Genomic DNA, 26,548 nt, shown 5'->3' on the forward strand with positions numbered 1-26,548 from the left:
AAGGGAGAGTTGGATTCATGAAGAGAATGAACAAGTTAACCGTATGCTTGTCCATCATCGCGCTAGCCGGTTCATTGCTAGCCGCCTGCAGCAATAACAATAATACTACGAACTCCTCCGCATCGCCGAGCCCATCGGCATCCGCATCCAGTGCATCCCCCAGCGAATCGCCGAGCGCCAGTCCGTCTGAGGACCCGAATGCGCCGGTTGACGGCGGAAGCCTCGTCATCGGCACGTTCTCCGACATTGTAGCGATCAATCCGATCTATATTCAAGACACATCCTCCGGCGATGTCGCCACCTTCGCCCTCGCCAACCTGTACGATCTGGACCGCAGCGGCAAGGTCGCTGCCGAACCATGGTCGCTGGCCGCTTCCTTGCCGGAGATCAGCGCCGACGGCCTGAGCTATACCGTCAAGCTGAAGCCCGAAGCCAAGTGGAACGACGGGACGCCGGTATCCGCCGATGATATCCTCTTCACTTATAACACGATGAAGAATCCGGACGCCGGTTCGCCGGCCATCAGCGTCACCGACAAGATTGACACGATCACGAAGGTGGATGACAAGACCGTTACCTTCAAGCTGAAGCAAGTCTATGCTCCGTTTATTTATTCCCTCTATACGGCGCTTGCTCCATATCACATTCTCAAGGACGTGCCGGTTACGGAACTCGAGAAGCATCCGTACGGCTCCGACGTGGCCCAGACCGTCACGAACGGACCGTGGAAGTGGACGGAGTGGAACAAGGGCCAATACTTGACGTTCGAAGCCGACCCGAATTATTGGGGCTCCGTCAAGCCGCACATTCAGAAGATCACTTACAAGATCTACGCCGACCAGAATACGGAGGTCCAAGCGCTCCTCACGGGCGACATCGACATGACCGCTGCCGTGCCGCTGCCGCTGCTCGAGACCGTCCAAGGCAATTCGGACATCGCGGTGAATCTGGCGCCGGGACCGCAATATGAGTACTTTGCCTTCAACTTCAAGGACGAGAACTTCCCGGGCAACTATTCGCTGTTTAAGGGCCAGAAGACCCGTCAAGCGATCGCTTATGCGCTTAACCGCCAAGGCATGGTCGACAACATTCTGAAGGGTACGGGCACGCTCATGAACTCGCCGTTCCTCGCGACCTCTTGGGCCAATCCGGGAGACGCGGCGACGAATTATACCTACGATCCCGAGAAGGCGAAGCAGCTTCTCGCCGAAGACGGCTGGGTTGCGGGCAAGGACGGCATTCTCGAGAAGGATGGCCATAAGTTCTCGTTCGAGCTTCAGTACAACTCGGGCAACAGCCGCCGCGAATCGGTAGCCGCCGTTATCCAGCAGAACTTGAAGGACGTCGGCATCGAGGTGAAGACGACGGCGCTGGACTTCGCGACGTGGGTCGATCAGAACTTGAATCCGGGCGTATTCGAGGCCGCGCTCGGCGCCTGGTCGCTTAGCAACCCGGATCCGGACCAAGAGAGCATCTTCTCCTCGAAGTACTATCCGCCGGCCGGACAGAACAACATCTGGTACAAGAACGAGAAGATCGACCAGCTGTGGGTGGACGGTTACTCGACGACTGATCAAGCGCAGCGCACCGAGATCTACAAGCAGATCGGCGCCGAGATCTCCGCTGACCTGCCGTACATCTTCCTGTATCAATACGGCACGCCGCAAGCGTTCAACAAGAAGATCAACTATGCGGAAGAAGATAAGCCGGAAGCGTCGCTGGCGTACGGACAATTCTTCCACATCATCAATTGGTGGATTAAGTAAAGCAGATTTGACATCTGGATGGCGCTTGTGAGGGGAAGGTTCCGCCGGATCCTTCCTCTCTCTTTACTTTCCCCAGGAGGCGATGACCTTGACGGAGTATCTTATTCGTCGTACGCTGCAGTCCGTTCTGGTGCTGTTCCTCATATCCGTGGTTGCTTTTCTGTTAATTCATGCAGCCCCCGGCGGCCCCAAGTCGATCATGATGTCTCCTCGCGTATCGCCCGAAGTGGCGAAGATTCAGGAGCGCAATCTCGGTCTTGATCAGCCAGTACCCATTCAATATGTCAAGTGGCTGGGGAACATGCTTCAAGGCGACCTCGGCAATACTTTCAAGAACAACATCCCGGTAGGCGAGATTATGTGGCCGACCGTCAAGAATACGTTAGTGCTCATGGCGGCGGCATGGATCGTGTCTCTCATTATCGCGATCCCGTGGGGGATCTACAACAGTACCCGGGAATACGGGTTGTCGGATCAGACGGCTTCCTTCATCTCCTATATCGGATTCGCGATGCCGTCCTTCTGGTTCGGGATTATTCTGCAAGAGATCTTCGCGTTGAAGTTAGGCTGGCTCCCGCTATCCGACATGTACAAGCTAGGGAATGAGGGCGATATCGGCGATTTGCTGCTTCACCTGATCATGCCGGTGTCCGTCCTGTCGCTTGGCTTCCTCGCGAGCTACATGAAGTACGCGCGCTCCAGCATGCTGGAGGTATTGGACCAGGATTACATTCGTACGGCCCGCGCGAAGGGGCTGAAGGAACGCCGAGTCGTGTTCCGCCACGCGCTGCGCAATGCGCTCATCCCGATCATTACCATTCTCGGTCTCGATCTGCCGATTCTCGTCTCCGGCGCGGCTCTGACGGAGAGGGTATTTAATTGGCCGGGCATGGGACGCTTGTTCGTCGAATCAGCGGGCCAGCGCGAATATTCCATGCTAATGGCGATTACGCTCGTGACCGCTCTATTCGTCGTCGTCGGCAACTTAGTGGCCGACATCCTGTACGCGATCGTTGACCCGCGCGTCAAGCTGGGGAAGAAGGGGGGAGTCTCGGCATGAGCGAGACCCAGTCTGCTCCCTTAGCCCCGACTGGCAATCCGAAGGTCAGCAGACGGCCTCCCGGCGCTCTTCGGACGGGGTGGAAGAAGTTCTCGAGCAATAAGCTGGCGGTTGTCGGCCTGATCGTCTTGGTGTTCTTCGTGCTGGTGGCAGCACTCGCGCCATGGCTGACGCCTTATAAGCCGGACAGAATCGATATGATGTTCCCGAACCTGAAGCCGGGCACCGGCAATCACTTGCTCGGCACGGATGAACTAGGCCGGGATATATTCGCCCGTTTGTTGTTCAGCAGCCGAGTATCTTTGCTTGTCGGCTTCAGCGTAGCAGTCGCAACCGTTATGATTGGCACGTTCATCGGCGCCGTCTCCGGCTATTTCGGAGGATGGGCGGACACGATCTTCATGCGTCTCGTCGACGTGATGAACTCCATTCCGCTGCTGTTTCTGAACATTCTCGTGCTGGCTATTTTCGATCCGAAGTTTATCTATATGATTCTCATTCTGACCTTCACGGGCTGGATGGGGGTCGCACGGCTCGTTCGGGGATCGTACCTCCAGCTGCGGGAGATGCAGTACGTAGAGGCCGCGCAAGCGATTGGCGTATCGAGCTGGGGCATCATCATTCGCCACTTGCTGCGCAACGCGACGGCTCCGATCATCGTCAACGCCACGCTGATGGTCGGCAGCGCCATTCTGAGCGAATCCGCGCTCTCGTATCTGGGGATGGGCGTGCAGCCGCCGCAGACGAGCTGGGGGCAGATGCTGTCCAACGCGCAGGAGTTCATGCTGATTGATCCGTTGCAAGCCGTCTATCCGGGTCTATGTATTCTCATTGTCGTGCTCGCCGTGAACTTCATCGGGGACGGACTGCGCGATGCGATGGACCCGAGGAAGAAAGCGATGATGTCCCCGAGGAGGTTAGATCAATGGCGCAAGAGCTTCTCGAAATCAAAGATTTGACGGTCGGATTCCTGACGGAGAAGGGGTTCGTCCGGGCGACGGATCGGATCTCGCTGTCGCTCCCGAAGGGGCAGACGCTGTGTGTCGTCGGGGAATCCGGCAGCGGCAAGAGCGTCGCTTCGCTCGCGGTTATGCGTCTGATCGATTACGCGGGCGGCGTAATCGCGGAAGGCGAAGTGCATTTTCAAGGGCAAGACCTGACGGTGAAGTCCCAAGAGGAGATGCGCCGGATCCGCGGCAACAAGATCACGATGGTGTTCCAGGACCCGATGTCGGCGCTTAACCCGGTGTTCACCGTGGGCGAACAGATCGCGGAGAGCCTTCGGCTTCATAAGCAGCTGAGTGCTGGAGCCGCTTGGAGCAGAGTGATCGATATGCTGCGGCTCGTCGGAATCCCCGATCCGGAAGTGCGAGCGCGGCAGTACCCGCATGAGATGTCCGGCGGCATGTGCCAGCGTGTCGTCATCGCGATGGCGCTCGCTTGCGACCCGGAGCTGGTCATCGCCGACGAACCGACGACGGCGCTGGATGTGACGGTTCAAGCTCAAATTCTGGAGCTGATGCAGAAGCTTAAGCGGGAGATGGGCATGTCCATCCTGCTCATCACGCACGACATGGGCGTCGCGGCCGAGATGGCGGATCGCATCGCAGTCATGTATGCCGGCGTGATCGTCGAGGAAGGAACGGCGGAGGACATCTTCGAGCGTTCCCGCCATCCCTACACGCACGGGCTGCTGAAGTCGATTCCCGGCCTGTCGGGCGAGCGCGGCACGGAGCTGTATGCGATTCAAGGGAACATACCGCGACTTGGTGAATTGCCTGCGGGCTGCCGGTTCAGCCCGCGCTGCCCGTTTGCTGCGGAGCGCTGCTTCCGCGAGGAGCCGCCGCTCCTGCCGACGCCGGACGGGCATCGCTCGGCTTGCTGGCTGGAGAGCGGACCGGAGGTGAAGACGTCATGACGGAGCCGAATGCAGTCGAGCGGAACGCGATGGGACCCCATGCCGTTGGGACTGGCGCGGCGGCGGTCGGCTTAAGCGTGGCAGGCGGGACGTTGGCGGAGCCGGGATCGGCAGCGCCGTATTTGATTGAGGCGCGGAATTTGAAGAAGTACTTCCCGATTAAGCGAGGGCTGTTCAGCCGCGTCGTCGGCCATGTGAAGGCGGTGGACGACGTCTCCTTCGGCGTCCGCGAGGGCGAGACGTTCGGCTTGGTCGGCGAATCCGGCTGCGGCAAGTCGACGCTTGGCCGCGTCATGCTGAATTTGAAGAGCGCGACGGCGGGCGAGGTGCGATTCGAAGGCCGCAACATCCATGCGCTGGGCCCGCGGGAGATGCGCGAGTTGCGCGAGGAGATGCAGATTATTTTCCAGGATCCGATGGGGTCGCTCAATCCGCGCTTCCTCGTGCGCGATCTGATCGGCGAGCCGCTGAAGCTCCACACGAAGCTGTCGTCCGCCGCCATCGACGACCGCGTCGTGCAGCTGATGGAGCTTGTCGGCCTGGACGCGACGCGGCGCAACCGCTATCCGCACGAATTCTCCGGCGGCCAGCGGCAGCGGATCGGCATCGCCCGGGCGATCGCGCTGGAGCCGAAGTTCATCGTCGCGGACGAAGCGGTGTCGGCGCTCGACGTGTCGGTTCAGTCGCAGGTGCTGAACCTGATGATGAAGCTGCAGGAGGAGCTGGGGCTGACCTATCTGTTCATCGCGCACGGCCTCAACGACGTCCGTCACATCTCGAACCGGATCGGGGTCATGTATCTCGGTAAAATGGTAGAGGTCGCGGACACGGACGCTTTGTTCGCGAAGCCGCTGCACCCGTATACGCAGGTGCTGCTCTCCGCCATTCCGCAGCCGACGCTGCGGGGCAAGCGCGAGCGCATCGTGCTGCAGGGCGACGTGCCGTCGCCGGCGAACCCGCCGAGCGGCTGCCGCTTCCACACGCGCTGCCCGTTCGCGCAGGAACGGTGCCGCGCGGAGGAGCCGGCGCTCTTGGAAGCGGCACCCGGCCGGCAAGTGGCGTGCCACTTCCCGCTGGCGTAGCCGCCGCGGGAGGGGCGACGGCCGCGCGGCGGCGCTGAGCGCACAAGCTGCACCGGCCGGGTCGGCAGTGGTTGCCGCCAACAGCAAGAGCACCAAAGCCCGCCTGGGGTGCCAGGCGGGCTTTGGTGCTATTCGCGAGTGGGCGAGCCCGGGTCGATAAGGCTCGTGCGCGCGCAAGAGAGTAATCCAGTTACCTACATTGCGCCGAACCCCCGGATATCCACGCAAGAGAGTAATCCATTTACCTACATTGCGCCGAACCCCCGGATATCCACGCAAGAGAGTAATCCAGTTACCTACATTGCACCGAACTCCCGGCTATCCGCGCAAGAGAGTAATCCAGTTACCTACATTGCGCCGCACTCCCGGATATCCGCACAAGAGAGTAATCCAGTTACCTACATTGCGCCGAACCCCCGGATATCCACGCAAGAGAGTAATCCAGTTACCTACTTGCGTCAGTGGCTATCGCCTAACCGTTCTGCTGCTTCTGCTCGGCGATCTTCTCGAACGCGCGGACGAATTCCGCCGCCGGATAGGCGCCCGACAAGCCATACTTATTGTCGATGACGAAGAACGGCACGCCGCTGATGCCCATGCGCTGCGCCTGCTCCAGATCGGCTTGCACTTCTTCGGAGCCGCGGCCTTCCTTCAACTGCAAGCTCAAGCTCCCGGCATCGAAGCCGAGATCGCCGGCCAGCTCAAGTAATACCTCCGGCTTGGCGATATCGCGGCCATACTCGAAGTACGCCGACATGACGGCGTCCACCCACTGCTCCCGCTGATCCTCCGGCAACAGCGCCGTCACGCGATGCGCCAGCACCGTATTCGGCATGCGGGTTACCCGGTCCCAGCGGAACGTGACGCCGACAGCCGCGCCGGCTTCCCGCACCCGATCGAGCATAGGCGCGACTCGATCCTCGCCTCCGAACTTGGCCGCCATCGACTCCTTATAAGGAAGTCCTTCCGGCGGCAGGGAAGGGTCCAGCAGGAACGCGTGATGGCTCACCGCCACTTCTTCTCCAGTCCGTTCGCCCCATTCTTGAATGGCGTCTGACAAATTCTTTTTGCCGATGCGGCACCACGGACATACCATATCGGAATAGATGCGGATCTGCATGCGAATCACCTCTAACCCCATAGTCACCCTTAGTATGACAGACAGATTCGCCGGATACAATGTGCGCCGCCCGTTCGCCGATGATAAAATAAAACCTACAAACGAATAACCGAAGAGAGGAAGAACCATCATGAACTTAACCGCCCAATCGACGGTTGAATTGCTGAACGGCATCCGGATGCCGCGGCTCGGTCTCGGGGTTTGGAGGTCCAAGGAAGGTCCGGAGACGGAGAATGCGGTCAGCGCAGCGCTTCAAGCCGGTTATCGCCTGATCGACACGGCCGCGCTGTACGAGAACGAAGCGAGCGTCGGAAGAGCCGTGCGCAGCTCGGGCGTTCCGCGCGAACAGATTTTCGTCACAACGAAGGTGTGGAACAGCGAGCAGGGCTACGACACCGCGCTGAAGGCGTTCCAGGCGAGCATGGACAAGCTGGGGCTGGATTACGTGGATCTTTATTTAGTGCATTGGCCCGTTCCGGGAAAATATAAGGAGACGTACCGCGCGCTGGAGACGCTGTACGAGGAGGGCAAGGTCCGGGCGATCGGCGTCAGCAATTTCCTCGTCCATCATCTGGAGGATCTGATGGGCTCCTGCCGCATCAAGCCGATGGTCAATCAAGTGGAGATGCACCCGCTGCTGACACGCAAGCCGCTTCTGGAATTCTGCAAACGCGAGGGCATTCAAGCGGAGAGCTGGCGTCCGCTCATGAGGGGCGGCTTCGATATCCCCTTGCTTCAGGAGCTCTCGGCCAAGTATGGCAAGACACCCGCCCAAATTCTAATCCGCTGGCATCTGCAGCTTGATATCGTGACGATTCCGAAGTCGGCGAGAGCAGAGCGCATCCGGGAAAATGCGGACGTCTTCGGCTTCGAGCTCAGCCGCGAAGACATGGCGAGGATCGACGGGTTGAACGAGGATCGGCGGTTCGGCGCGGATCCGGATAACTTCGACTTTTGAACCCTTGACATCTCTAACTGTAATTGATAATATTACAGTAACGACCGGGGAGGCGAAGATCGATGAATAGCGAATTTATCATTGCCGTTCACAGTCTTGTGCTTCTTGCGCATCGGCCGGAAGGGACGGCATCGAGCGAAGAGATCGCCACGAACGTCTGCACGCATCCGGCGCGGATTCGCAAGGTGCTCGGTTGTCTTCGCAAGGAAGGCTTCGTCGCGACCCGCGAAGGCTCCGGGGGCGGCTACACGCTCATCAAGGAGCCGGAGGAAGTGACGCTGGCCGATGTCTACCGCGCGATGGCGGCGGGATCGCTGGCTCCGAGCTGGTGCTCAGGCAACCCGGAGATGGAGTGCATGGTCGGATCGAACATGCAGGACGTTATGAATTCGGTGTTCTGCGGAGCGGATCAGCAGTTGGAGCAGTACTTCTCGCAGATCACGATCGGTTCGATGCTCGCGCAGATCCGGGAGCGGCAGAACGCCTAACGCAGAGACAGTTTGGATGCAGCGGGGAGAAGCTTGTTTTGGATCCGGATACCCGGTCCCCGATCATCATACATTTCGTGAACATCTATTATACATCCCCAAGAAGGAGTGGAGTATCATGGCAGTAGCCGTAACGAAAGACAACTTCAGCTCGACCGTCTCCGAAGGCGTATCCTTGCTCGATTTCTGGGCGCCTTGGTGCGGACCTTGCAAGATGCAGCTTCCGATCGTGGAGGAGCTGTCCGAGGAACTGAAGGGCCAAGCGACGATCGCGAAGGTCAACGTGGATGAAGAGCCGGAACTGGCTTCGCAATTCGGCGTGATGAGCATCCCGACGCTGATCCTGTTCAAGAACGGCCAGCCGGTCGACAAGATGGTCGGCCTGCAGAGCAAGGACGCGCTCAAGACGAAGATCCAGAACCAAATGTAAGATTGGTTCGCCAGCTTCGGCTGTTGGCGCCGTACAGCGCAGCGTAACGAAGGCTAAAGCAAATGCAACAGCAACAGCACCCAACCCGCGAGGGCTGGGTGCTGTTGCTGTTGGGACGAGGGAGTGAGGACTACTGAGTATGAACTGGGGACTGAGGAACAGGCACCGAGGAACAGGCACCGAGGAGTCTAGTTGTAGAATGTACAGTTAATTTCGTGAAAAGCCTGTTTGAGGTGGTCGTAGTTGCAGAATGTACAATTAGTTTCGGGTGTGCAGCCTCTGGAGGAGCTTTGGCAGCCGAACTAATTGCACGTACTGCAATTAGTTCTTCCCAAAAGTCCGAGATGAGCTGAACTAACTGTACATGTGCATTAAACGCCCACAACGTACCTCGCCCATTACGCTGGCGGGCATAGAGTGGTCTCCCGTTGCTCCTCTACGCTCCGAGCTCGCGGCGCTATCCGCGCACCTGGCAGCACATTCCCGACGTCCATCCGCACCTGGCGGCAAATTCCCGACGTCCATCCGCACCTGGCGGCAAATTCCCGACGTCCATCCGCGCCGCTGTACTCCGATGCCATCAATCTGTCGCGGGCTTCCCCGTACGCCGCCATCCGCGCTATGCCCCGGCAAGCCGAACCGTGTTGCGTCCGCCCTCCTTGGAGCGATAGAGCGCCTTATCCGCCTCGCGCAGCAATGCCTGAATGGAGTTAGCCGCCTCCGACACTTCGGCGACGCCGAAGCTGGCGGTGATGCGGATGTCACCATCCGGCATCGAGAGCGGGCTGTCCGCGATGTCCCGCCGCAATTGCTCGGCGCAAGCCGCTGCTGCCTCCATTCCGGCGGACGGCAGGCAGAGGACGAATTCCTCGCCGCCGTAACGCCCGAACAGCGCGTCCGGTCCCAGCGCGCGGCTGCAGATCGAGACGACGTGGCGCAGCGCCTCGTCGCCCACGTCATGTCCGTATGTGTCGTTGATTTGCTTAAAGTAATCGATATCGAAGAGAAGAATGGACAACGGCTCCCCAGCGGCGGCTGATCGTTCCAATTGCTCTTTGCTCAGGTGAAGGAACCGGGTCCGATTGTAGATCCGCGTGAGCCCGTCATAATAAGCCAGCAGCTGCAGATTCTGCTGCAGTCTCCGCTGCTCCGTCACGTCGATCAGCGTGACGATCCGGCCTGGCCGCGCCTCATTCGGTTTGCGAACGGCGGCCGAGTGAATTCGATAATAGAATACGCCGTCCTTGCCCGGCCACTCGATCTGTTGTTCCACTTGATCAGCTAACGCTGCTTGTTCATCTAGCGCACTTTGCCTGCCTTGCACGTCTTGCCTGTCTTGCGCGCCCTGCATGCCTTGACTAGCTTGTCCGCCATGCTCGTGTTGCCTAGTCTGCTCATCCGCGAACTCCCGTTCGTCTCGGTCGCCCGCCAAGCAGAGAGGGAAGCTGCTGCCGCTCTTCTCTCGCCAGATCTCGTCGATCGATCTTCCAACGTCCGGGTACCCGAGGGAAGGGATCATCGCGGCGGCGGCATGGTTGTAGTCGACGAGGCGTCCATCCGAATCCAGCACGAGCACGCCGTCGCGCATGCTCTCGAAGATCGTGTCCCTGGCGACGGGAACGACGGTCAGCATGCGGTTCGTGAAGATAGCCCACGCCGACAGCGCCGTCGTTAGGCAGGTGAGAACCGGAACCGGGTCCATCCCGTTCGGCGTGAGGCCCATCAGATAGACGAACGCGGCGACGATGGGAACGAGCATGCTGGCGATCAGAATGCCAAGCTGGAGGTGATAAGCTCCTTTGGTCTTCGTCCAATGCCGGGCCAGCAGGAGGACGGCGGCGAACAAGCACCCGAAAGTATAGCTCCCGTGCACGATGTACCATTCGCCCATCTTAATATCGGCCATGGGAGTCGGCGCGCCTTCGCGCAGATAGATCGACTGGTAGAACAAATGGTGATAATCGTTGGTCGCGACTAAGAGGAACGAGATTGCAGGAATGACGAACATCAACAGCTTCCACGCTCCGCGCAGACGCCGTTCCATACCGACGTAATGCATCGCGATCAGGAGGCATAGAGGGGGGGCGAACGGCATGCCGAGATATTCGACCGCAACCCAGAACTTGATCTCATCCAATGAACGGCTGGCAAGTTCGAAAGCGAAGCCCCATGCATAGATGGCGGAGGCGATGGCGTTCAGCGCATAGTAACGAATGCCGGAGAAATTGGACTTCTTCAAGCTCGCGAAGAAGAACAGAATGAGGTTCAAGACGCCGGAGAGGGCGGCGATCGTAATATAGGATGATATCGAGTTACCCATGGGGGACATGTCTCCGTCAATAATAATAGTAGCATCGTACCATAGGAACACGATGAATGGGAACGAATGAAGCGAATAATACCGAATATTGTCAAAAATATAACTTATATCGTCCACTGGGAGTGAACGATAGCGCTTAACTTCCAGTCCTGTCCGGAAGGCGTGAGGACGAGAATGAGACTCTTCCAGTCCATGCCGTCATTCTGATCGGCGCCGGGGAAGTGGAACTCCACGAACGACGCATCCGGATAAATATCCTTGACGTTAAATTCAACGTTGCCCTGGCTGACCAGCTTGTTGGCGGTGATGCTCGGCGCATCGGCGAAGTCTTCGTCATAGACGAACTTCTCGAAGTAGTCGCGGAACGTTAGTTCAATCGGATCGCCGGAGCCGTCATAGACGCCCCAGTCGAACGTTGCCGGATCCTTGAACGACGGGATCTCGTGCGGCAGCCAGACGATATCGTGCCCATCGTCCATATGCGCGTAGGGCGAGAAGCGGAGGCCGGTATCGAGGCTGATCCAATCGAGCAGCCGCGGCAGGTCGCGGTCGCGAAGGGCATCCGCCACTTCATGGGCGGCATCCAGAAGCGCTTCATCCGCGGCAGGCGAAGAAGGCGCAGGATCAGGCGAATTCGTCTCTTCGGGAGCCGAGACTTCGCCAGACGGTGCGGGTTCGGAGCCGGGAACTTCCTGAACGCCGGTAGGAGAGGCTGTCATAGTAGCTTCTGAGCTGGAGGCTGAAGGGGCGGAGTCCGAGCGGTTCCCGGAGCCGCCGGCGCTGCAGCCGGCCAACTGAAGCGCGAGCACCGCCGCTGTGAGGAGCGGGAGCCATCTGCGCGTCATATTCATTCCTCCTATTGAAGAAGTAACGGTAATCGTTAGACGCAAATACGAGCGATATGTTCCGCTTGACCGCATTTGTTCGTCAAAAATGGGCTCTGCTCGTCCGGAATCGCAGGCAGATGAGCCGGAACAACGAACAACGGCAGCGAACCCGATCGGTCCGCTGCCGTTGTTCCATTCTCTCTGATGCTGCCGTACGTTCGGCTTAATCTGTCTTTTTCTTTTTCTGCGGAACGGGGGCTACTGACTTCGTATTCTCCAGCGTATCGTTGACGAACGCCATGTCCTGGTTCTTGGCGTGCATGTTCGTCGTGCCCTTATAGTTGCCGCGATGCGTATCGTTCTCCATGCTCGATTCCCTCCTTGGCAGGCGGCGAATGCGGTACAGCCGCTGCTCCTCATTGTGCGCCGCGGCGCCGTCCATTATCCGGGCAGGGGAACAAGTAGACGCAGCGTCCGTCATTCCGGTATAATGACCTGAGAATTGAACGAGCGCTATCCCGCGGGCCGGCCAGGTCCGACGGCGAACGCGCCAAGTCAGGAGTGTACGAGCAATGGCTTTATCCTGTGGCATCGTCGGTCTTCCTAACGTAGGCAAGTCGACGTTATTTAACGCGATTACGCAAGCCGGCGCTGAGTCGGCCAACTATCCGTTCTGCACGATCGACCCGAACGTCGGCGTCGTTGAAGTGCCGGACGAGCGGCTGCAGAAGCTGGCGGCGATCGTGAATCCGAACCGGATCGTGCCGACTGCCTTCGAATTCGTCGATATCGCCGGTCTGGTGAAGGGCGCCAGCCGCGGCGAAGGCTTGGGCAACAAGTTCCTCGCCAACATCCGCGAGGTCGATGCGATCGTTCACGTCGTTCGCTGCTTCGTCGACGAGAACATCACCCACGTGTCGGGCAAGATCGACCCGATCAACGATATCGAGGTAATCAACCTCGAGCTTATTCTGGCGGACATCGACTCGGTGGAGAAGCGGATCGACCGCAGCCGCAAGAACATGAAGGGCGGCGACAAGAAGTACGCGCAGGAGCTGGAAGTGCTGGAGCGCGTCCGCGCCGCGCTGATCAACGAGAAGCCGGCGCGCAGCGTCGAGCTCTCCGATGAGGAGAAGCTGGTCATCCGCGACCTCCATCTGCTGACGATCAAACCGGTGCTCTATGCGGCTAACGTTCATGAGAGCGAAGCGGCGAATGCCGACGCCAACCCTTACGTGCAGAAGGTTCGCGAATTCGCGGCGGCGGAGAACTCCGAGGTCGTGCCGATCAGCGCGAAGGTGGAGTCGGAGATCGCGGAATTGGAAGGCGAAGACAAGGCAATGTTCCTCGAAGAGCTTGGCCTTGCCGAATCCGGCCTCGATCGTCTCATCCGCGCCGCTTACAAGCTGCTTGGCTTGTACACCTACTTCACGGCCGGCGTGCAAGAAGTCCGCGCATGGACGATCCGCAAGGGGACGAAGGCGCCGCAAGCGGCCGCTGTCATCCACACCGACTTCGAACGCGGCTTCATCCGCGCCGAGGTCGTCTCCTACGAAGACCTCGTGACCGCCGGCTCTATGGGAGCTGCCCGCGACAAGGGCCAGCTTCGCTTGGAAGGCAAGGAGTACGTGGTCGCCGACGGCGACGTCATGCATTTCCGCTTTAACGTCTAAGGAAGGCGATCCGCTCGCCGACAAGCACGAATCGCAGCCTCCGGCTTTGTGGCCGGGGGCTGTTTGCTTTCTCAAACGCCGGGTGCAACATTTGACTCTTCAGCTCCGTCAGGGATCATGCAAGACCATACAGCCAAGATGTGGGAGGAGAAGGGATTACATGAAGCACAAGCAAGCATTGCTCGTATTGACGGCGGCCGGCGTACTCGGCGCTTCGGCAGCGGTAGGCGCTTCCGGGCTGCAAGAGAAGGTTGCCGGATTGCTGCGTTCGGACGTGCAAATTACTGTTAACGGCGAAGCGACGGCGATTGAACCGGTCTACATAAACGGCAGAGCTTATGTGCCGGTTCGGGATGCGGCAGACGCGCTCGGCTATACGATTAACGTACAAGGCAAACAAATCGAGCTGTCTACGCCTGAACCTGTGGAAGATGAACTGGAGGCAATCCAAATGTCCGGCGTCGTCGTGGGCGTATCCCAAGCGACGGACGGCGGCCCGACGCGGTTGGAAGTCCGCGGCGCAGGGGGCGCGCAATGGATGATGCTCTATGCTGACAGCGACACGGCGATCACCGACGAGAGCGGCGCTGTTAAGACCGTCAGCGACATCAAGGAAGGCACGCATATTACGGCCGACTACGGTCCGATCATCGCGATGAGCTATCCGGGCCAATCGTCCGCTTCCAAGATCGTGATCGGCGTAGATCATCTGGTCAAGGAAGATACGGTCAGCCGAGTAGAACTGACCAAGCGCGGCTGGCAGGTGCAGCTTGGCGCGCCGATAGATGAGAACGGCGAGTTCTCCGCTTCCTCCGTCGTGCTGAACGTTAGCGACGATACGCTGGTCGTGAAGAAGAACGGCGAGTCAGTGAAGCTGGAGGATCTGAAGGAAGGGACGAAGGTTCGCGCTTATTACGGACCGATCGAGACGCGGAGCCTTCCTCCGCAAAGCTCGGCAGCGCTGATCGTGGTGCTGGACGGCGATTCGATCGCAGAAGGCTTCCTGGGGCAATAATCCTCTCCGAATAGACAGAAGAGGCGTTCGCAAGGCAGCCAAGCTGCCGGTGAACGCCTCTATTTGTTACCCTCTGCGCCGTTGTCTCTGTTCAGCTGTCCGATTGAACTTGCCGAGCAGCTCGCCGAGCTTGCGGCAGTCTTCCTCAGGCCACTCGTTCAGCAGCTTGGCATAGAACTCTTTGCGGCTCCGTCGCACCTCCGTCAGCATGGCCGGCACGCCGTCGGTAATCCGCAGCAGGCTGACCCGCGCGTCTTGAGGGTCTGCCATCCGCTCGACATACCCTTTGGATTCGAGCGCAGCCGTCTGACGGCTGGCCGTCGAGATGTCCAGCTGCAGCTCATCGGCAAGCGCCTTGATGCCGACGGGTCCTTTGCGTTCCAAGTACCGAAGCAGCAGATATGCTGAACGATCCAGCTCGATGCCGCTCAGGCCGGCTAATCGAACCGCTTCCGCGCGACGCATGAAGATGGCGATCTCCATCTCAATGGCGTCGAACACTTCATCTCCCATCTCCATGGCCACTCCCGTTCCGAATGTCATCCTTATTTCTAGCTTACCGTTGATAGACGGCAGGTGCAAGGTTGTTCGCCTGCTGATTTTTCCATTGACGCTTAATAACTTGTATCATACAATGTTAAGGTTGTATCATGCAACCGATGATTCGCCGACGAGGCATGATGATGAATTTATAGGCAAGGGGAAGATCGTGTTCATGCGTCAGAAAAGTTTGTTTAGGCACGACTGGCATTTCATCCTGAACCACAAGCAACTTCGCATAGCGGTGGCGATCCTGCTGCTCGTTCCGGTGCTCTATGCAGGGATGTTCCTGTCAGGCTACTGGAATCCGTATGACAAGCTCGACAAGCTCCCGGTTGCGGTCGTCAACCTGGATCACGGAGCGGCGATCTCCGGGCAGCAGCTCGATGTCGGCAAGGATATGGTCGACGAGCTGAAGCGGACGAACAGCTTCGATTATCGCTTCGTTAATCTGGAGGAAGCGGACGAAGGACTGGAGACGGGAGAGTACTATCTAAGCATAGTGATTCCGGAGAACTTCTCCGCGAATATCGCGTCGCTGAACGGCGATCATCCCGAGCAGGCGCAGCTGATCTACAAGACCAATCCGGGCAACAACTACGTGTCCGGCCAGATCGGCAGCTCCGCCTTGACGAAGCTGAAGGATGAAGTCAGCCAGAACATTATTAAGACTTATACGACGACGGTAATGGACAGCATCCGGCAGCTATCCGACGGCTTCGCGCAAGCAGGCGAAGGCGCAGGCAAGCTGTCCGAAGGCGCGGCTAGCGCCAAAGAAGGAGCCGACCAGCTGGAGGCCGGCATCGGCTCGCTGAAGGACGGCGCCTACAAGCTGGAGGATGGTCTATCCCCGCTCGCCGACGGGATGAAGAAGCTGCGGCAGAGCGCGGAGCAACTGCAGGATGGCGCCGCATCGCTGTCCGGCGGCTTGGGCAAGCTGGACGCCGCCGAGGCGCAGCTGGCCAAGAGCAGCGCGGGCGTAGACGCGAATCTGGCGCAGCTGGCGGCTGGATTAAGCGATGAGCAGAAGCGGGCGGCCGGAGCTTCGGATGAAGCCGTTCAATTGAGCGAAGCTCTCAAGAAGTTCGCCGGCGAGCATCCCGATCTAGCGTCGGATGAGGCGCTGGCCGCTATCATGAAGTCGAGCGAACAACTGGAAGCAGACAGCTCTGCGTCGCAACAGGCGGCGGCTCAGCTGGCCAAGTCGGCTGCAGGCTTGAGCGCAGGCCATACCAAGCTGACCAACAGCTTGGAGGCCGTATCGTCGAGCCTTGCGGCTAGCGCGAAGGGCGGTTCGGAGCTGGCCGCGGGCATGAGCCAATTCAACGCTGGGCTTGGGTCTTGGAGCCAAGGCTTTAGCGCGTTCGGCGCCGGGCTCCACTCGCTGGCCGACGGCTCCGCGCAATTGAACACCGGGGCGGAGGCGCTTGCGCAAGGGTTCGTCAGCTTGGTCAACGGCTCGCAGGAGCTGAGCGGCCAATTGCAGGACGCCGCGGCCCAATCGGCAGGCGCCGGAGCCAGCGACGAGATGCTGAACATGTATGCGCAGCCGATTCAACTAGTCGAGCAGCCGATATCCGGGGTGCCGAACTACGGCACGGGATCGGCGCCGTACTTCTTGGCTCTCGGCCTTCTGGTCGGCGGTCTGATGGCATTCAACATCATTCCGTTTAACTTCCCGGCGAGCCCGCAGGTAGGCGGCTTGAAGTTTACGTTTAGCAAGATGGGGGTGTTCTATGTCATCTCCGTTGTGCAGACGATTATCGTGAACGCGCTGCTATTGTTCGCCTTCGGCATTAAGCCGGTCAACCTTCCGATGATGCTGCTGTACAGTCTGCTTGTCTCGTTGACCTTCATGACGCTGATCATGATGCTCGTGGTCTTGCTGGGCACGTTCGGCAAGCTGCTCGGCGTCGCGCTGGTCGTCACGCAGCTCTCGTCGAGCGGAGGCACGTTCCCATTCGAGCTGGCGCCGCAGTGGATTCAGGCGATCGGCCGATGCCTGCCGATGACCTACGTGCAGCGCGGCTTCCATGCGGCGATCTCGACGGGCGAATGGAGCGTATATTGGAAGAACTTCGGCATCCTGCTGGCCTTCTTGGCCGGATTCATCGTCGTGATGCTCATTCGCAACTTGATGGCATCCCAATCCGGCAAGCTGCAGCCGAAGGCTGCGGGAGCGCATTAAGCGGGAAGGCGGCGGTTGGCCGCTTGAACGTTAACGGGCCGATCCGCCCGGTCTTTGCTTAAGACCGGGCGGATCGGCCCGTTTATTGTTGGGGCGCATTGGGCGGATTCATTTAAGAGGCGTTCGAGATGAGATTCAGATCCCGCGCCGCTTCCAGCTCCTCCAGCAGCAATTGCAGCGGCCGGCTGACGAAGGCGTCCTTCCGCATCACGAAGCTCGTGCGCAATCGGCGGTCGGGTGCCGGGAGCTCGTGAATCCGCAGCGTCCCTTCCTCCGCTTTCTTGGCTACGACGGACCTGGCCAGCATCGATATGCCAAGGCCGGCTTCGACGCCCCCTATAATCGCCTCTAGAGTGCCGAACTCCATCATTCGCAGTTTGGACCATGCGTTAGCCTTCAGCCACTTCTCCATCATCTGCCGATAATAACAGCGCCCGGCGAATACGAGAACAGGCTTGGGGGCCGCATCCATCAGCCGATCCACCCCGGCATCCGAGACGATCACCATCTCTTCGTCGAAGGCCGGAATCGCCAGGAGATCCTCGTGCTCCACTGGTCCCGCGAGGAATGCCCCGTCTACTTCGTAGCGCAGAATCCGTTCCTCCATCGGGATGCTGTTCTCGGTCGTCAGCGTGATCTCCACTTCGGGATAGCGCTTGTGGTAGCTTGCGAGCAGCTTCGGCAGCCGCACCGCGGCGCTCGTCTGCGTCGAACCGATAGCCAGCGTCCCTCGAGGCTCGCTCGACGAGGTGACGGCCTGCGCCGCTTCCTCCAAGAGACCCAGAATCTTGTCGGCATAGGTAAGGAGCGACTTGCCGCTGGAGGTGAGCGTCATGCCTCGATTGTGCCGATAGAACAGCACAGTCTGCAGATCCGTCTCCAATTGCTGAATTCGCGCGGTGACATTGGATTGGACGTAATTCAGCTTAGCTGCCGCCTTCGTGATGGAGCCTTCATTCGCGACGGCTTGAAAGACTCGCAAATCTCCGCTTTCCATTGCCTTCCCTCCTTGATATCGATATGAATGATGGCTGATATTATTTCTAATTATTTTATATGAAACCAAGGATCGAATACAATAGCAAATATCATAGAAGGTGTGGGAGGCAGATGGAAATGAACCGTATGCTATATGCTTCACTTATTCTCGCGATGACGCTGCTCGGCGGATTGGCGTTCCCGGTCGGCAGGCTTGGCATGGAAGGCGCCAGCCCCTTCCTGCTGATGGCCGTCCGGTTCGCCGTCGCGGGCGCCGGCATGGCGCTGGCCACGGCGCGAAGGCCGCAGCCTCGCGGCTGCCATTCGTGGCTGAGGCTGGCGGTCATCGGGGTATGCAATTGCGCGGGCGTTATGGGTTGCGCCTACTACAGCATGCATTGGATTACATCCGGCGAATCCGCCATCCTGACGTTCGTCAATCCGCTGCTGGTCATCGTGCTGGGCACGGCGTTCCTGGGAGCGCGCTATGGAGCGAAGCAGTGGATCGGGGTGCTCATCGGACTGCTCGGCGTGGCGGCGACCTTCGGCACGCACTTCCAGGTGCAGCCGGGTACGTTCATCGGCTTGCTGGGGGCGTTGTTCTTCGCGGCATCGACGTTATTGATCAAGCGCTGGGGCGGCGCGTATGACAGCTTCGTCATGACGGCCTATCAGATGATTTTCGGAAGTATCGCATTGTTTGTCCTAAGCTTGACTTCGGAGAGCCCGCATCTGACATTCGATGGAACGACGATCGGCTCGCTGCTGTGGCTGATCTTGATGAATTCCGTCGTGCAGTTCACGATCTGGACTTACCTGCTTCGGAACAGCGATCCGGCGCGCACGAGCGCGTTCATGTTCCTGGCGCCTTTCTTCGGCGTGCTTGGCGGCTGGGCGATTATGGGCGAGCGCCTTCACTGGTATGTCGGGGCGGGCGGCGTCTTGATCGGCATCGGCATCTTCTTGGTCAATTGGCAGCCGAAGCCGCGGACGCAATCGCGAATACTTCCAGCTGAACGTTAATTCCAGCCCATCACGATGCGAACGAATTGTGATATAATATTGCACAGCATAAATGGAGCTTATTACGGAGGTTGAAGAGAAGTGCTGGACCGTCTGCAAGTGTTGGCGGATCGATATGAGAAGCTGAGCGAGCTGCTGTGTGATCCGGACGTCGTGAACGATTCGACACGTCTGCGCACGTATGCGAAGGAGCAATCGGATCTGAATGAGGCTTATCAGGCTTATTTGGAATATAAATCGGTCATGGAACAATTAACGAGCGCCAAGGCCATGCTGGAAGAGAAGCTGGACGACGAGATGCGCGAGATGGTGAAGCTCGAGATCGAGGAGCTGTCGGAGCGGCAGACGTCGCTGGAGGAGCAGATCCGTATTCTGCTGCTGCCGAAGGACCCGAACGACGATAAGAACGTCATTGTGGAGATCCGCGGCGCGGCTGGCGGGGAAGAGGCGAACCTGTTCGCGGCGGAGCTGTACCGGATGTACGCGAAGTATGCGGACAGCCAGGGCTGGAAGACGGAGCTGCTGGAAGCGAGCGTCAGCGACCTGGGCGGCTTCAAAGAAGTGATTTTCACCATTAACGGCGCCGGCGCATATAGCAAAATGAAGTTCGAGAGCGGCGCTCACCGCGTGCAGCGCGTGCCGGAGACGGAGTCGGGGGGACGCATCCATACGTCGACGTCGACCGTCGTCGTCATGCCGGAGGCGGAAGAGCTCGACATCGAGATTCTCGATAAGGACATCCGCGTCGACACGTTCTGCTCCAGCGGAGCGGGCGGCCAGTCCGTCAACACGACGAAGTCGGCGGTTCGCGTCACGCACATTCCGACGGGCATCGTCGCGACGTGTCAGGACGGCAAGTCGCAGAACGACAACAAGGCGAAGGCGCTGCAGGTGCTGCGGACGCGCATCATGGATATTAAGCTGCAGGAAGAAGAAGCGAAGTATGCGGGCGAACGCAAGGAGAAGATCGGCACGGGCGACCGCAGCGAGCGGATCCGCACGTACAACTTCCCGCAGAGCCGGGTGACCGACCACCGCATCGGCTTGACGCTGCACAAGCTCGACGCCGTGCTGAACGGCGAGATGAACGAGATTGTGCAGGCGCTCACGCTGGCGGAGCAGACCGAGCTGATGGAGCGGGAAGGCATGGCGTAAGGCTGGACCGATGGAGCTGTGTGCTCAGCTTTTGAAGCGGGGCGTTGGTCGGAGCGCGGCACCCTCATTCGGGCGCATCGTCCGGCACGATTGGCGCTGACGGCCTGCGGATGAATAAGACGCGCGGCGGCGGCCAACCCTTCCGAGTGAGGGGGAGGCCGCCTTTCTGCTGCTGTTTGGCTTGATCCGACGGATCGGCGCGCAGATGGACCGGCTGGTCATAGCGCTATCGGGCAAAGGGCGGCGATTGTGTATTAAAATTAATATACATCTGCGCTTGGAATGCATAATTTGCTCCATCGTGAGAAATTCGGAAAATGTGGGCTAAATTTAATACATATTGAACGCCGGAGACGGTTGAGATGACGAAAGAAGTGCGAGCGCGGGAGAGGAGTCGGCTGACGATGGAGCGGGAACGGGAGAGCGCGGCGCTGAACGCGGAGGAGCCGAGCATGGAGGAGCCAAGCGTGAAGGAACCGAGCATGAAGGAGCCGAGCGTGGAGGAACCAAGCGTGAATAAGCGGAATGCGAAGGCCCCCAGCGCAAAGGAACTAGGCGTGCAAGAAGCGAGCGCGGAGGATCCGAATGTGACAGAAGCGAACGCGGAGGAGCTGAATGTGACAGAGCCGAGCGCGGAGGATCCGAATGTGGCAGAGCCGAACGCACTGGAGTCGGGCGCGAACGAACCGCCCCGGCCGATGACGATCGGCGAGGCCTGGCGCGCCGGCGCGGCGAAGCTGCGCGAAGCAGGCGTCGGCGAAGAGGACGCGAACGCGGAGCTGCTGCTGCTGCATGCGCTTGGCATCGGCAAGGCCGAGCTGCTGCGCGATCTTCGCGAGCCGATGCCGGCGGCGAAGCTGGAGGCGTGGGAGCGGAGCCTCGCGCGCAAGGCGGCGGGTGAGCCGGTCCAATACATCATGGGCCGGCAAGCGTTCTACGGGCGTTGGTTCGAAGTGACGCCCGACGTGCTCATTCCGCGGCCGGAGACGGAGCTGCTTGTCGAGGCCGTGCTGGCCGCATGCGGCGGCGGTGCGCTGACGGCGCTCGACGTCGGCACGGGCAGCGGCGCCATCGCCGTCACGCTGGCGGCCGAGCGGCCGGCGTGGCGCGTGTACGCGTCCGACCTGTCGGCGGACGCGATTGCCGTGGCGCGGGGCAATGCCCGCGCCAATGATGCGGACGAACGGGTGACGTTCGTCCGCGGGGACCTGCTCGCGCCGTTCGTCGGCGGCGCGGGCGGCGGGCAGTTCGGGGAGGCAGGGCTGGCGGTGGACATCCTCGTGTCCAACCCGCCGTACATTCCCTCCGCCGACCTGCCGGGCTTGCAGCGCGAGGTGCGCGATCACGAGCCGCGCCTCGCGCTGGACGGCGGCCCGGACGGGCTCGCGCCGTACCGCCGCATGGCGGCGCAGCTGCGCGGTCTGCCGCGCTTGCCGCGGCTGGTCGCGTGGGAGGTCGGCGCCGGGCAAGCCGAGGACGCCGCCGCCCTGCTCCGCGAGGCCGCGGAGTGGGAGCGGATCTGGTTCGTGCGCGACTACGCCGGCATCGACCGGCATGTCCTCGCGATCCGCTCCGAATAGACCGAGGCGACAACGCCGCGCGTGACTCCAAGAGAGGAATCCCATTACTCGCCGGAGGCCGTGCGGCGTCTTACTTTTTGCCCCAGCCGCCCCTCAGTTGCCTCTTAGTTGCCTCTTAGTTGCCCCTCATCTTCCCCTCATCTTCCCCTCAGTTGCCCCTCAGCATCTCCAACGTTCTCTGGACCTCGAGTCCTTCGCGGAAGGTGATCAGGTCGTGATGGTCGCCTCGAATGGCTCTGGCTACATGATCGACCAGCTCGAGAAGATGGTCATGCTGCTCCAGGGCAAGTTCCGTGAAGTCTTCTTCGGCGCGGCCAATTCGCAGGCCAGACCAATCGATCAACTGAGCGGTTCCCTCGCTGCCGTAGATCGTGAGGGACGCTTCTTCCTTGACGCCCGCCTGGCTTAATCCGTCGATCAGCACCGGAATCGGGTCATTCCCGCCGTCCGTCAATGCCATCCACGCGGTAATGCCGGTCTCGCACGCCTCGGAGTCGGCGGGATACTCTACCCGGGTGATGATCTCGCCGGCCTTGCCGAAGCATCGATGCGCGAGCTGGAGGAAGTGCGGAAGCACTTCCCTTACGAATCCGCCTTGCTCCCGGGAGGATATCCACGAATTGCGCTGCCAAGAACGCGGCCATTGCGGGAAATGGGCTTTGATCGCGATCTTGCGAATAGCGCCGAGCTTCCCTTCCCGAACCAGATTCAGAAGCGCTCTGCCGGAAGGCCGATAATAGGTAGGGAAATTCATCGCATGAACCACGCCGGCCCGGTCGGCTGCCGCCAGCATCTCCTCGGCTTCCTCGACCGAATTGGCAAGAGGCTTCTCGCAGAGAAGATGCTTCCCGGCGCGCAGAATATCCAAAGCTATCGCATGGTGATGCTTCGGGGGAACGGCGAGGTAGATCAGGTCGACCTGTTCTCTCTCCAGCAGGGACCGATAATCGCTGTAAGCGGCAACCCCTTCGCTTGAACCCAGGTGGCTGTGCAGTAAATCAAGGTTCTGTTCGCAAAGCGCGGCGACCTCCATGGCAGGGTGAGCGTCCAAAGCCTGTTTGACCTTGCTGCCGACGCTGCCTAATCCAATGATGCCGACTTTGATCTGATCCATGTCCATCTCCATATGCGTATGCCTCCGACTTATTTAATAGATAGGCTCAATGTAAGAAGATAGGTCCATTGTAAGACGCTCCTTTCCATTAGACAAATTAATGTTTATAATCCAGATAATTAGATTTACTAATTGATAAATGGTGAAAAGGGTGAATCGGTTGACTCTTCTTCAAGCACGCGTCTTCCTTGCCATTGCGCGCAGCGGAAGCATCACCAAAGCGGGGGATCAGCTTAATCTCACGCAATCCGCCGTCAGTCAGCATCTCGCTTCGCTGGAATCGGAATTGGGGCTGACGCTCTTTCACCGCAGCAAGTCCGGGGTCTCCTTAACCGATGCCGGACAGACGCTTCTTCCCTTCGCCCGCGAATTGCTTCAAGGCGAGGAACAGCTCCAGCAAGCGGCCGCCGCAATCCGGGGGGTTCAGATCGGCGCTTTGACGATCGGCTGCTTTCCCAGCTTCATGGCTGCGCATATGCCGCGTCTAATCAAAGGATTCAAAGACCTCTATCCCGGAATCGACATTGAATTTCGGGAGGGCAATTACGAAGAGATTGCCGGCTGGCTTCTGGAAGGATCTATCGATGTCGGCTTTAACGTATTCGCCGAAGCGCCGCTTCAGTTTACTCCGCTCATGGAGGAGCCGCTCGTGGCGGTGATCCCGCACGACCACAGCTTGAAGGAGCTGGCCGAAGTTCCCGTCGATCAGCTTCTGAACGAGCCCTTCATTCGGGATACCGGCTGCGAACGCTTCCTGGAGCGGCTATTTCCCGATCCTGCCCGCCAGCCCCCTTATCAGTTTGGCGTTCGCGACACATTCGCGATATTGGCCATGGTGCAATCCGGACTCGGCATTACCGTATTGCCCAAGATGTCCGTACCTGACGGCATGCCAGGTATCCGCACCTGCGAGCTGATGCCGAGGCTGCTGCGCACGATTGGCCTCTCCTCCCATTCTCGCCGTCCGCTGTCCCCCGGGGCTTCCGCCTTCATGCAGTACATTTTCCGCCTTCACGGCAAGTAATCTCGCGTCGCATCCTATCGCATTCCTTCGCATCCCGCCGCGCCTCCGTGACTTCTCTACCATTTCCCCATTCGTAGGTTTATAGAATCGGCTGCCGGACATACTAGGGCTAAGACGTTCCGGAACGCATCGCACGGCGCCGACGGGCGCTCACAAGGAGCGAGCACGATGCGTGGTCTTATCCCGGCAATTATTCTTATGACCGTTGTATTGATCGGCGGGACGGCGGTGTCCTCCCATTTCTCTTCTGCGGCAGGCCCGGCTTCCTCTGGGGCAGGAGCCATTCCAGATGAAGCGATCCGGATTCGCATTCTTGCCAATTCGGACAGCGATGAAGATCAGGCAGTGAAGCGAGCGGTTCAGAGCCGCGTATCAGAGGAGATCGTATCCTGGGGCAAGATGCCTTCCACGATCGATGACGCCAGAGCGCTCATTCGTTCGCACCTGCAGGACATTCAAGAGGCGGCGGACAGCGTGCTGGAGGCGGAAGGCGCCGATTATGGCGCGAAGGTTGAGCTGGCCGTCGTCCCATTCCCGGACAAGACGTTCGAAGGCCGCGTCTATCCGGCTGGCGAATACGAAGCGTTGCGCGTCACGCTGGGCGAAGGAGAAGGGGCGAACTGGTGGTGCGTGCTGTTCCCGGCGCTCTGTCTGGCTGGCGCGACTTCGGACGAAGATGCTCAGGGTCAAAAAGGTGTTGAGGCGAACGGCGCTGAGCGATCCGATGCGCCGAAGCCCGCGAAGTCCACGCAAGCCGTTAATACAGTTGCCCAAGCGTCTCATGAAGACTCGGCAACGGCTGCACAGCAGGCTGCGCCGGATCGCGATGAGCCGAAGACGGAATTCTTCCTCGTCGTGATGCTGAAGAAGCTGTTCGCGTGGCTGGCCTCCCTGTTCTCTTAAAGAGCGCTCGGCCCGTGTGATATAATATACGGCATCAATCATCTGCTGATAAAGAAGAGGATACTCCATGACGAAGCTAACGATCTACTGGCCGCCGGAGAAGACGGACGCCGGCGTGCGCGAGGCCGCCGCGGCGATCGCTTCCGGCGGCGTCGTTGCGTTTCCGACCGAGACGGTGTACGGTCTCGGCGGCGATGCGCGGAACGCGGAAGCGGTGGAGCGGATTTTCGCGGCGAAGGGGCGGCCGTCGGATAATCCGCTGATCGTGCACTTGGCCGGCGCGGAGGACGCGGCCAAGCTGGCGTCTGCCATCAGCTCGCTCGAGCGCCGGCTGATGGAGCGGTTCTGGCCCGGACCGCTCACGCTGGTGCTGCCGGTCCGGCCGGGCGCGGTCTCCGCGCGGGTGACCGCCGGGCTCGACACCGTCGCGGTGCGCGTGCCGGACCATGAGCTGGCCCGCCGGCTCATCGCCGAATCGGGCTGCCCGATCGCCGCGCCGAGCGCGAACCGCTCCGGCAGGCCAAGCCCGACGCGCGCCGATCACGTGCTCGAGGATTTGGACGGCCGCATCGACGGCGTGCTGGACGGCGGCCCGACCGGCATCGGCTTGGAATCGACCGTCGTCCGCGTGCTGGACGGCGCGATTCATGTGCTGCGCCCCGGCGGCATTACGGCCGAGCAGCTTCGCGAAGCGGCCGGCGGCGATGCCGAAGTGATCGCGGCATCGGCCGGCGAAGCTGCGGCGGCAGAAGCTCAGCCCGCCGACGCCATAGCGGCAGCTCCTGCCGCAGGCAAGCTCGCCGGCGCCGACGCCGCATTAGCCGGGGCTGCCGCCAACGCTGTATCCGCGTCAGTCGAGCCTGCTGATGCCGCCATGGCAGCGGACGCCGACGCCGGCGCCCGCGCCATACCTGCCGCCGAGGAAGCCCCGCGCTCCCCCGGCATGAAGTACACGCACTACGCCCCGCAAGGCGAGATGGCGGTCGTGACCGGCGCCGACCCGGCCCGCGTGCGCGAGGCCGTGCAGCAAGCCGCCGACCGCGAACGCGCCGGCGGCCGCCGCGTCGCCGTGCTCGCGTGCGCCGAGCACGCGCCTGGCTATCGCGCGGACGCGGTGCTCGGGCTCGGCTCACGCGCCGAGCCCGAGCAGGCGGCGCAGGCGCTCTACGCCGCGCTCCGCGAATGCGACGAGCGCGGCATCGGCTTCATCCTCGCGGAAGGCTACCCCGAGGACGGCATCGGCGCCGCGCTCATGAACCGGATGCGCAAAGCCGCCGGAGGACGCGTTATTAGCGTTTGATCAAAAGCAGGATTTAATCTCAAATCGAACTAACTCCGAGCCCCCGCCGCCGCCCCGCCCCGCCGCCTCCAAGCAACCCAAGGGAC

24 protein-coding genes are annotated in these 26,548 nt (G+C 60.2%); 17 read left to right on the forward strand and 7 right to left on the reverse strand.

Annotation, left to right across the window (positions count from 1 at the left end; genetic code table 11):
• Positions 1-17: 17 nt before the first annotated feature.
• The 5 genes from H4Q31_RS05190 (at position 18) to H4Q31_RS05210 (ending at position 5,826) form a co-directional block, all read left to right on the forward strand.
• Positions 18-1,766, forward strand: coding sequence for an ABC transporter substrate-binding protein (locus H4Q31_RS05190; RefSeq protein ID WP_185178007.1), 1,749 nt, complete (start codon positions 18-20; stop codon positions 1,764-1,766).
• 88 nt (positions 1,767-1,854) lie between these two features.
• Positions 1,855-2,826: an ABC transporter permease gene (locus tag H4Q31_RS05195; RefSeq protein ID WP_185178008.1), complete on the forward strand. Its 972-nt coding sequence runs from the start codon at positions 1,855-1,857 to the stop codon at positions 2,824-2,826.
• Positions 2,823-3,785 (forward strand): ABC transporter permease, encoded by a 963-nt coding sequence (locus H4Q31_RS05200; protein WP_185178009.1) that lies wholly within the window; start codon positions 2,823-2,825, stop codon positions 3,783-3,785. Before H4Q31_RS05195 ends, H4Q31_RS05200 begins: the two co-directional genes overlap by 4 nt.
• Positions 3,752-4,744, forward strand: a complete 993-nt coding sequence (locus H4Q31_RS05205) for an ABC transporter ATP-binding protein (RefSeq protein ID WP_185178010.1) — start codon at positions 3,752-3,754, stop codon at positions 4,742-4,744. The genes H4Q31_RS05200 and H4Q31_RS05205 overlap by 34 nt, the downstream gene beginning before the upstream one ends.
• Entirely contained in the window at positions 4,741-5,826 is a 1,086-nt protein-coding gene (locus H4Q31_RS05210) for an ABC transporter ATP-binding protein (protein ID WP_245347257.1), read from the forward strand. Before H4Q31_RS05205 ends, H4Q31_RS05210 begins: the two co-directional genes overlap by 4 nt.
• Before the next feature lie 472 nt (positions 5,827-6,298).
• Here the strand turns inward: H4Q31_RS05210 and H4Q31_RS05215 are convergent, their stop codons facing one another.
• Entirely contained in the window at positions 6,299-6,946 is a 648-nt protein-coding gene (locus H4Q31_RS05215; protein ID WP_185178011.1) for a DsbA family oxidoreductase, read from the reverse strand.
• A 130-nt stretch (positions 6,947-7,076) separates the two neighbouring features.
• On the opposite strand from H4Q31_RS05215, the gene H4Q31_RS05220 reads away from it, so the two are divergent.
• The 3 genes from H4Q31_RS05220 (at position 7,077) to trxA (ending at position 8,822) form a co-directional block, all read left to right on the forward strand.
• Positions 7,077-7,904 (forward strand): aldo/keto reductase, encoded by an 828-nt coding sequence (locus H4Q31_RS05220; protein WP_185178012.1) that lies wholly within the window; start codon positions 7,077-7,079, stop codon positions 7,902-7,904.
• Between the two features lie 62 nt (positions 7,905-7,966).
• Positions 7,967-8,392, forward strand: coding sequence for an RrF2 family transcriptional regulator (locus H4Q31_RS05225; RefSeq protein WP_185178013.1), 426 nt, complete (start codon positions 7,967-7,969; stop codon positions 8,390-8,392).
• 118 nt (positions 8,393-8,510) lie between these two features.
• Positions 8,511-8,822 (forward strand): thioredoxin, encoded by a 312-nt coding sequence (trxA, locus tag H4Q31_RS05230; protein ID WP_185178014.1) that lies wholly within the window; start codon positions 8,511-8,513, stop codon positions 8,820-8,822.
• A 619-nt stretch (positions 8,823-9,441) separates the two neighbouring features.
• Here the strand turns inward: trxA and H4Q31_RS05235 are convergent.
• The 3 genes from H4Q31_RS05235 to H4Q31_RS05245 form a co-directional block, all read right to left on the reverse strand.
• Positions 9,442-11,142 (reverse strand): histidine kinase N-terminal 7TM domain-containing diguanylate cyclase, encoded by a 1,701-nt coding sequence (locus tag H4Q31_RS05235; RefSeq protein WP_185178015.1) that lies wholly within the window; start codon positions 11,140-11,142, stop codon positions 9,442-9,444.
• Between the two features lie 104 nt (positions 11,143-11,246).
• Positions 11,247-11,987: a hypothetical protein gene (locus tag H4Q31_RS05240; protein WP_185178016.1), complete on the reverse strand. Its 741-nt coding sequence runs from the start codon at positions 11,985-11,987 to the stop codon at positions 11,247-11,249.
• A 205-nt stretch (positions 11,988-12,192) separates the two neighbouring features.
• Positions 12,193-12,336, reverse strand: a complete 144-nt coding sequence (locus tag H4Q31_RS05245; RefSeq protein WP_185178017.1) for a hypothetical protein — start codon at positions 12,334-12,336, stop codon at positions 12,193-12,195.
• Positions 12,337-12,541: 205 nt separating this feature from the next.
• On the opposite strand from H4Q31_RS05245, the gene ychF reads away from it, so the two are divergent.
• Both ychF and H4Q31_RS05255 read left to right on the forward strand, forming a co-directional pair.
• Positions 12,542-13,642, forward strand: a complete 1,101-nt coding sequence (ychF, locus tag H4Q31_RS05250; protein ID WP_185178018.1) for a redox-regulated ATPase YchF — start codon at positions 12,542-12,544, stop codon at positions 13,640-13,642.
• A 160-nt stretch (positions 13,643-13,802) separates the two neighbouring features.
• Positions 13,803-14,657 carry a stalk domain-containing protein gene (locus H4Q31_RS05255; protein WP_185178019.1) on the forward strand — a complete coding sequence of 285 codons (855 nt, stop codon included), beginning with the start codon at positions 13,803-13,805 and terminating at the stop codon, positions 14,655-14,657.
• A 66-nt stretch (positions 14,658-14,723) separates the two neighbouring features.
• Here H4Q31_RS05255 and H4Q31_RS05260 read toward each other — a convergent pair whose 3' ends face one another.
• Positions 14,724-15,170 (reverse strand): MarR family winged helix-turn-helix transcriptional regulator, encoded by a 447-nt coding sequence (locus H4Q31_RS05260; protein WP_245347258.1) that lies wholly within the window; start codon positions 15,168-15,170, stop codon positions 14,724-14,726.
• A 202-nt stretch (positions 15,171-15,372) separates the two neighbouring features.
• On the opposite strand from H4Q31_RS05260, the gene H4Q31_RS05265 reads away from it, so the two are divergent.
• Positions 15,373-17,385 carry a YhgE/Pip domain-containing protein gene (locus tag H4Q31_RS05265; RefSeq protein ID WP_185178021.1) on the forward strand — a complete coding sequence of 671 codons (2,013 nt, stop codon included), beginning with the start codon at positions 15,373-15,375 and terminating at the stop codon, positions 17,383-17,385.
• Positions 17,386-17,497: 112 nt separating this feature from the next.
• On the opposite strand, the gene H4Q31_RS05270 is transcribed toward H4Q31_RS05265, so the two are convergent.
• Positions 17,498-18,382, reverse strand: coding sequence for a LysR family transcriptional regulator (locus H4Q31_RS05270; protein ID WP_185178022.1), 885 nt, complete (start codon positions 18,380-18,382; stop codon positions 17,498-17,500).
• 119 nt (positions 18,383-18,501) lie between these two features.
• Here H4Q31_RS05270 and H4Q31_RS05275 point away from each other — a divergent pair, with 119 nt between their 5' ends.
• The 3 genes from H4Q31_RS05275 (at position 18,502) to prmC (ending at position 22,121) form a co-directional block, all read left to right on the forward strand.
• The gene (locus tag H4Q31_RS05275; RefSeq protein WP_185178023.1) at positions 18,502-19,386 is read left to right on the forward strand and encodes a DMT family transporter; all 885 of its coding nucleotides are present in this window, start codon (positions 18,502-18,504) and stop codon (positions 19,384-19,386) included.
• An 81-nt stretch (positions 19,387-19,467) separates the two neighbouring features.
• The gene (prfA, locus tag H4Q31_RS05280; RefSeq protein WP_185178024.1) at positions 19,468-20,541 is read left to right on the forward strand and encodes a peptide chain release factor 1; all 1,074 of its coding nucleotides are present in this window, start codon (positions 19,468-19,470) and stop codon (positions 20,539-20,541) included.
• Positions 20,542-21,239: 698 nt separating this feature from the next.
• Positions 21,240-22,121, forward strand: a complete 882-nt coding sequence (prmC, locus tag H4Q31_RS05285; RefSeq protein WP_185178064.1) for a peptide chain release factor N(5)-glutamine methyltransferase — start codon at positions 21,240-21,242, stop codon at positions 22,119-22,121.
• A gap of 148 nt (positions 22,122-22,269) precedes the next feature.
• On the opposite strand, the gene H4Q31_RS05290 is transcribed toward prmC, so the two are convergent.
• The gene (locus tag H4Q31_RS05290; RefSeq protein ID WP_185178025.1) at positions 22,270-23,247 is read right to left on the reverse strand and encodes a Gfo/Idh/MocA family protein; all 978 of its coding nucleotides are present in this window, start codon (positions 23,245-23,247) and stop codon (positions 22,270-22,272) included.
• Positions 23,248-23,395: 148 nt separating this feature from the next.
• Here H4Q31_RS05290 and H4Q31_RS05295 point away from each other — a divergent pair, with 148 nt between their 5' ends.
• From H4Q31_RS05295 to H4Q31_RS05305, 3 genes are all read left to right on the forward strand, one after another.
• Positions 23,396-24,259 carry a LysR family transcriptional regulator gene (locus H4Q31_RS05295; RefSeq protein ID WP_185178026.1) on the forward strand — a complete coding sequence of 288 codons (864 nt, stop codon included), beginning with the start codon at positions 23,396-23,398 and terminating at the stop codon, positions 24,257-24,259.
• Between the two features lie 168 nt (positions 24,260-24,427).
• Positions 24,428-25,162: a stage II sporulation protein R gene (spoIIR, locus tag H4Q31_RS05300; protein WP_185178027.1), complete on the forward strand. Its 735-nt coding sequence runs from the start codon at positions 24,428-24,430 to the stop codon at positions 25,160-25,162.
• A gap of 67 nt (positions 25,163-25,229) precedes the next feature.
• The gene (locus H4Q31_RS05305; RefSeq protein ID WP_185178028.1) at positions 25,230-26,462 is read left to right on the forward strand and encodes an L-threonylcarbamoyladenylate synthase; all 1,233 of its coding nucleotides are present in this window, start codon (positions 25,230-25,232) and stop codon (positions 26,460-26,462) included.
• Positions 26,463-26,548 lie beyond the last annotated feature (86 nt).

Origin of the sequence: Cohnella lubricantis, assembly GCF_014212015.1 — a bacterium.
Lineage (GTDB): Bacteria > Bacillota > Bacilli > Paenibacillales > Paenibacillaceae > Cohnella > Cohnella lubricantis.

What these genes read in the sequence shown, in the direction of transcription:
- H4Q31_RS05190 (WP_185178007.1), top strand. Translation starts at nt 18, where the DNA reads ATGAAGAGAATGAACAAGTTAACCGTATGCTTGTCCATCATCGCGCTA.
- H4Q31_RS05200 (WP_185178009.1), top strand. Translation starts at nt 2,823, where the DNA reads ATGAGCGAGACCCAGTCTGCTCCCTTAGCCCCGACTGGCAATCCGAAG.
- H4Q31_RS05205 (WP_185178010.1), top strand. Translation starts at nt 3,752, where the DNA reads ATGGCGCAAGAGCTTCTCGAAATCAAAGATTTGACGGTCGGATTCCTG.
- H4Q31_RS05210 (WP_245347257.1), top strand. Translation starts at nt 4,741, where the DNA reads ATGACGGAGCCGAATGCAGTCGAGCGGAACGCGATGGGACCCCATGCC.
- H4Q31_RS05215 (WP_185178011.1), bottom strand. Translation starts at nt 6,946, where the DNA reads ATGCAGATCCGCATCTATTCCGATATGGTATGTCCGTGGTGCCGCATC.
- H4Q31_RS05220 (WP_185178012.1), top strand. Translation starts at nt 7,077, where the DNA reads ATGAACTTAACCGCCCAATCGACGGTTGAATTGCTGAACGGCATCCGG.
- H4Q31_RS05225 (WP_185178013.1), top strand. Translation starts at nt 7,967, where the DNA reads ATGAATAGCGAATTTATCATTGCCGTTCACAGTCTTGTGCTTCTTGCG.
- trxA (WP_185178014.1), top strand. Translation starts at nt 8,511, where the DNA reads ATGGCAGTAGCCGTAACGAAAGACAACTTCAGCTCGACCGTCTCCGAA.
- H4Q31_RS05235 (WP_185178015.1), bottom strand. Translation starts at nt 11,142, where the DNA reads ATGGGTAACTCGATATCATCCTATATTACGATCGCCGCCCTCTCCGGC.
- H4Q31_RS05240 (WP_185178016.1), bottom strand. Translation starts at nt 11,987, where the DNA reads ATGACGCGCAGATGGCTCCCGCTCCTCACAGCGGCGGTGCTCGCGCTT.
- H4Q31_RS05245 (WP_185178017.1), bottom strand. Translation starts at nt 12,336, where the DNA reads ATGGAGAACGATACGCATCGCGGCAACTATAAGGGCACGACGAACATG.
- ychF (WP_185178018.1), top strand. Translation starts at nt 12,542, where the DNA reads ATGGCTTTATCCTGTGGCATCGTCGGTCTTCCTAACGTAGGCAAGTCG.
- H4Q31_RS05255 (WP_185178019.1), top strand. Translation starts at nt 13,803, where the DNA reads ATGAAGCACAAGCAAGCATTGCTCGTATTGACGGCGGCCGGCGTACTC.
- H4Q31_RS05260 (WP_245347258.1), bottom strand. Translation starts at nt 15,170, where the DNA reads ATGGGAGATGAAGTGTTCGACGCCATTGAGATGGAGATCGCCATCTTC.
- H4Q31_RS05265 (WP_185178021.1), top strand. Translation starts at nt 15,373, where the DNA reads ATGCGTCAGAAAAGTTTGTTTAGGCACGACTGGCATTTCATCCTGAAC.
- H4Q31_RS05270 (WP_185178022.1), bottom strand. Translation starts at nt 18,382, where the DNA reads ATGGAAAGCGGAGATTTGCGAGTCTTTCAAGCCGTCGCGAATGAAGGC.
- H4Q31_RS05275 (WP_185178023.1), top strand. Translation starts at nt 18,502, where the DNA reads ATGAACCGTATGCTATATGCTTCACTTATTCTCGCGATGACGCTGCTC.
- prmC (WP_185178064.1), top strand. Translation starts at nt 21,240, where the DNA reads ATGACGATCGGCGAGGCCTGGCGCGCCGGCGCGGCGAAGCTGCGCGAA.
- H4Q31_RS05290 (WP_185178025.1), bottom strand. Translation starts at nt 23,247, where the DNA reads ATGGAGATGGACATGGATCAGATCAAAGTCGGCATCATTGGATTAGGC.
- spoIIR (WP_185178027.1), top strand. Translation starts at nt 24,428, where the DNA reads ATGCGTGGTCTTATCCCGGCAATTATTCTTATGACCGTTGTATTGATC.
- H4Q31_RS05305 (WP_185178028.1), top strand. Translation starts at nt 25,230, where the DNA reads ATGACGAAGCTAACGATCTACTGGCCGCCGGAGAAGACGGACGCCGGC.